This window comes from Azonexus sp., assembly GCF_030824335.1.
Taxonomy (GTDB): Bacteria; Pseudomonadota; Gammaproteobacteria; order Burkholderiales; family Rhodocyclaceae; genus Azonexus.
The window spans coordinates 1-3,484 of the sequence record NZ_JAVBXX010000001.1; the positions used below are offsets into that span (position 1 = coordinate 1).

Annotated in this window: 3 protein-coding genes; 1 reads left to right on the top strand and 2 read right to left on the bottom strand. The window is 59.3% G+C overall.

Translation table 11 applies throughout. The features are described 5' to 3' along the window. Positions 1 to 24: 24 nt before the first annotated feature. Both RCI20_RS00005 and RCI20_RS00010 read right to left on the bottom strand, forming a co-directional pair. Positions 25 to 1,110, bottom strand: a complete 1,086-nt coding sequence (locus tag RCI20_RS00005; RefSeq protein ID WP_306602390.1) for an alpha/beta hydrolase — start codon at positions 1,108 to 1,110, stop codon at positions 25 to 27. 40 nt (positions 1,111 to 1,150) lie between these two features. After that, on the bottom strand, positions 1,151 to 2,299 hold the full coding sequence (locus RCI20_RS00010) for an iron-containing alcohol dehydrogenase (RefSeq protein WP_306602391.1): 1,149 nt from the start codon (positions 2,297 to 2,299) through the stop codon (positions 1,151 to 1,153). Between the two features lie 180 nt (positions 2,300 to 2,479). Here RCI20_RS00010 and RCI20_RS00015 point away from each other — a divergent pair, with 180 nt between their 5' ends. Continuing rightward, entirely contained in the window at positions 2,480 to 3,445 is a 966-nt protein-coding gene (locus RCI20_RS00015; protein ID WP_306602392.1) for an AraC family transcriptional regulator, read from the top strand. Positions 3,446 to 3,484: the final 39 nt, after the last annotated feature.

The following is a 3,484-nucleotide window of genomic DNA, read 5'->3' on the forward strand; positions in this document are numbered from 1 at the left end:
GACCACTGATGGCCTCCGTCTGAGTTACTTGAGATTCTTGCCGAAGAAATCCGCCATCTTGTCGAACGGAATCTTGTCCACCTGGTCGTACAGATCAATGTGGCTGGCGCCCTTGATGATCATGAGTTCCTTCGGCTCGGCCGCAGCCGCGTAGGCAGCTTCGGCAAAGTAGCGCGAGTGGGCTTTTTCGCCGTGGATCAACAGAATGGGGCGTGGCGATATTTCCGCGATGTGGGTCATTAGCGGCGCGTTCATGAAGGACAGACCGCTGGTGATCGTCCAGGAGCCGTTTGAGTTGATCGCGCGTGGGTGGAAGCCACGCTGCTTCGACTTGTAGTAATCGGCGTAATCCACCATGAATTGCGGCTCGCCGCCCTTGAGCACGTTGAACATCGGGAACATCGCCGGGCTACCGCTTTCCGCATCCTTCCAACGCTGCTGCCCCAACTGCTCCAGCGTCTGTGCGCGCTGTTCGGGCGTCACGCTATCGTTGTAACCCTTGGACATGACGCGCGACATGTCGTACATGGTGCTGGCGACGACAGCCTTGACGCGCTTGTCCGCTGCCACGGCATTCAATGCGATACCGCCCCAGCCGCAAACGCCGATGATGCCGATGCGCTCACGGTCGACCGAAGCGTGCAGGCCGACGAAGTCCACGGCGGCGCTGAAATCCTCGGTGTTGATGTCGGGCGACGCCACATGGCGCGGTGCGCCGCCGCTCTCGCCAGTATAGGAAGGATCAAACGCCAGCGTCACGAAACCGCGCTCGGCCATGGTCTGGGCATACAGGCCAGAGGACTGCTCCTTCACGGCGCCAAAGGGGCCGCCCACGACCAGTGCTGCCAGGCGCTGGTTGCCGCGGTTCTTCGGCAGATACAGATCGGCCGCCAGCGTGATGCCATAGCGATTCTTGAAGCTCACTTTCTGATGGTCGACCTTGTTGCTCTTCGGGAAAGTTTTGTCCCATTCCTGGGTCAAATGCAAGGTATTTCCTCCGATTGAAGCGGGACTGGTCTGCGCCAGAACGGACGGCACGCCGACGCACAAGGTGGCACAGGCGACGATGGCACTTTGGATGAAATTCTTGCGGGAAAGCAGAGTGGTCATTGGGGTTTACTCCTTGGTTGGGATAGAAAGCAACGCCTGACTACAGCGCATTCTTCAGAATGGCCGTCACCACTTCCGGGGTGTAGGTTTCGGCGATGCCGAAGACGCGCACATTGCGCTGGACGTTCTCGACGATGGCCGGCAGATCGATTTCCTTGATGCCCAGTTGCGACAGATGGGTCGGCGTGCCGATCTTGTCGTACCACGCCTGCAGCGCCGCAATACCCTGCTCGCCACCATCGACACCGAACACATTCTTTGCGAAGCGCCCGAACTGCGCCGGGTTGCGATCGAGATACCACTTCATCCAGGCCGGGACGATCACCGACAGGCCAGCGCCGTGCGGTACGTTAAACAGCGCGGAGAGCGAGTGCTCGATGGCGTGGTTGGGATAGCTGAATCCTGCGGCGCCGGAGTAGGTCAGTCCGTTCAGCGCCAACGTTGCGGCCCAGGCGAACTGGGCACGCGCCGCATAGTTGGCCGGGTCGATCAGCAATGCCTCGGTCGTTTCGGTCACGGTATTGATCAGCGACTCGACCAGGCGGGATGGCAACTTTGGATGCACGGTCGCGGTGAAATACGACTCGATCAGATGCGCAATGACATCCGAGGCCGAATAGACCAGATAGTCGCGCGACACGCCCTGCATCAGCACCGGATTGACGATGGACACCTTGGGAAACAAGGGCGCGGCGGAGATGAAGAACTTCTCCTGCGTCTCGTCATTGGTGACAACCGCCGACGGGTTCATCTCGCTCCCGGTCGCGGCCAGGGTCAGGATGGCGAACAGCGGCAGCGCCGACTCGACGCGTGCCTTGCCGCAAAACAGATCCCAGACTTCACCGTCGTAGCAAACGCCGGCCGCGATGGCCTTGGAGCTGTCGAGCACCGAACCGCCGCCGACGCTCAGGATCGCGTCGACCTGGTGCTGTCTCGCCAACGCAATGCCCTCCCGCACTTTCGAGATGACGGGATTGCTGACGATGCCGCCGCATTCGACCCATGCGATGCCCTTCTCCGAAAGGCTCTTGCCGACGACGTCGAAAAGCCCCTCGCGCTTGATGCGCTCGCTGCCGTAGCAAAGCAGCACTTTCTTGATGCCGTGTTCGGCCAGATGCTGGCCGATCAGCTGCTCCTTGCCGGTGCCGAATTCGATTCGGGTGGGGTTGAAGAAGGTGAAGTTTTCCATGTTCCGGTCCTTTGTTGCCAAGACGGTTGTTCGACAGGATGTATTTTTTATGATCCGTACCGCTCATCGATATACCAATCCTCCGGATTTATTGCCTGATCCTCCACAGGATCGGCTTTTGGATTGGCGCCTGAGATTTCTGCAGATATTCTTCAGACAGAAATTGTTTGGAGAAATGACATGCCCACTCAAGAAAACGCAGGAACGCTCGATGCCCTGCGCGAGGCGATGGTTGCAAGCATTGGACGCCGGACCATCGGCCAGTTCGACTGTTTGACCCCAATATCTGGCCTCACTTTTTTCCGGCGTGAAGCCCCGATGCCACCCACTATTTGCCTGGTGGAGGCCTGCATCGTTCTTGTTGTTCAAGGCGAAAAGCAAATGTTGGCAGGCGGGGAGGCTTACCCCTACAACATCAATCGGTTTTTGATTACATCGCTGGATATCCCAGCCAATTCGCAAGTGGTCACGGCCAGCCCCGATAACCCTTGCTTGGGGCTGGCCCTGAAACTCGACCTTCGTACCATGGCGGAATTGATTGCTCAGGGCGGACTGCCGTTGCCTGCGGAACAGTCAATCGACCGGGGCGTTGGCATCGGTCTTGGCGCCGTCACGCCGGTATTGCTTGAGCCGTTCAAGCGCCTGCTGAACTTGCTCGATGAGCCCGCGACGATCCCCGTGCTGGCGCCGCTGATCGAACGCGAAATCCACTATCGCCTGCTCATGAGCGATCAGGCTGCGCGCCTGTGGCACATCGCGTCGGTGGGGAGCCAGGGCCATCGGATCGCCAAGGCCATCGACTGGCTGAAGGTGAACTACATGGCCACGCTACGGATTGACGATCTCGCGTCCCATGTGCAGATGAGCCCGTCGAGCCTGCATCAGTACTTCCGCCAACTCACCGCCATGAGTCCCTTGCAGTACCAAAAGTGGCTGCGGCTGAATGAGGCGCGTCGGCTGATGCTGAACAAGGATTCGGATGCAGCAAGCGCGGCGTTTGAAGTGGGCTACGAGAGTCCTTCGCAATTCAGTCGTGAGTACGCCCGGCTGTTTGGCGCACCGCCCAAGCGCGATATCGAGGAATTGCGCCGCAAGGCGGACAGTGAAGGATCTGCCCACGGCATGGCCTCGATCGCATCGGGCTAACGCATCACGTCTTGGATCAAGACAATGGTGCTCGATGGG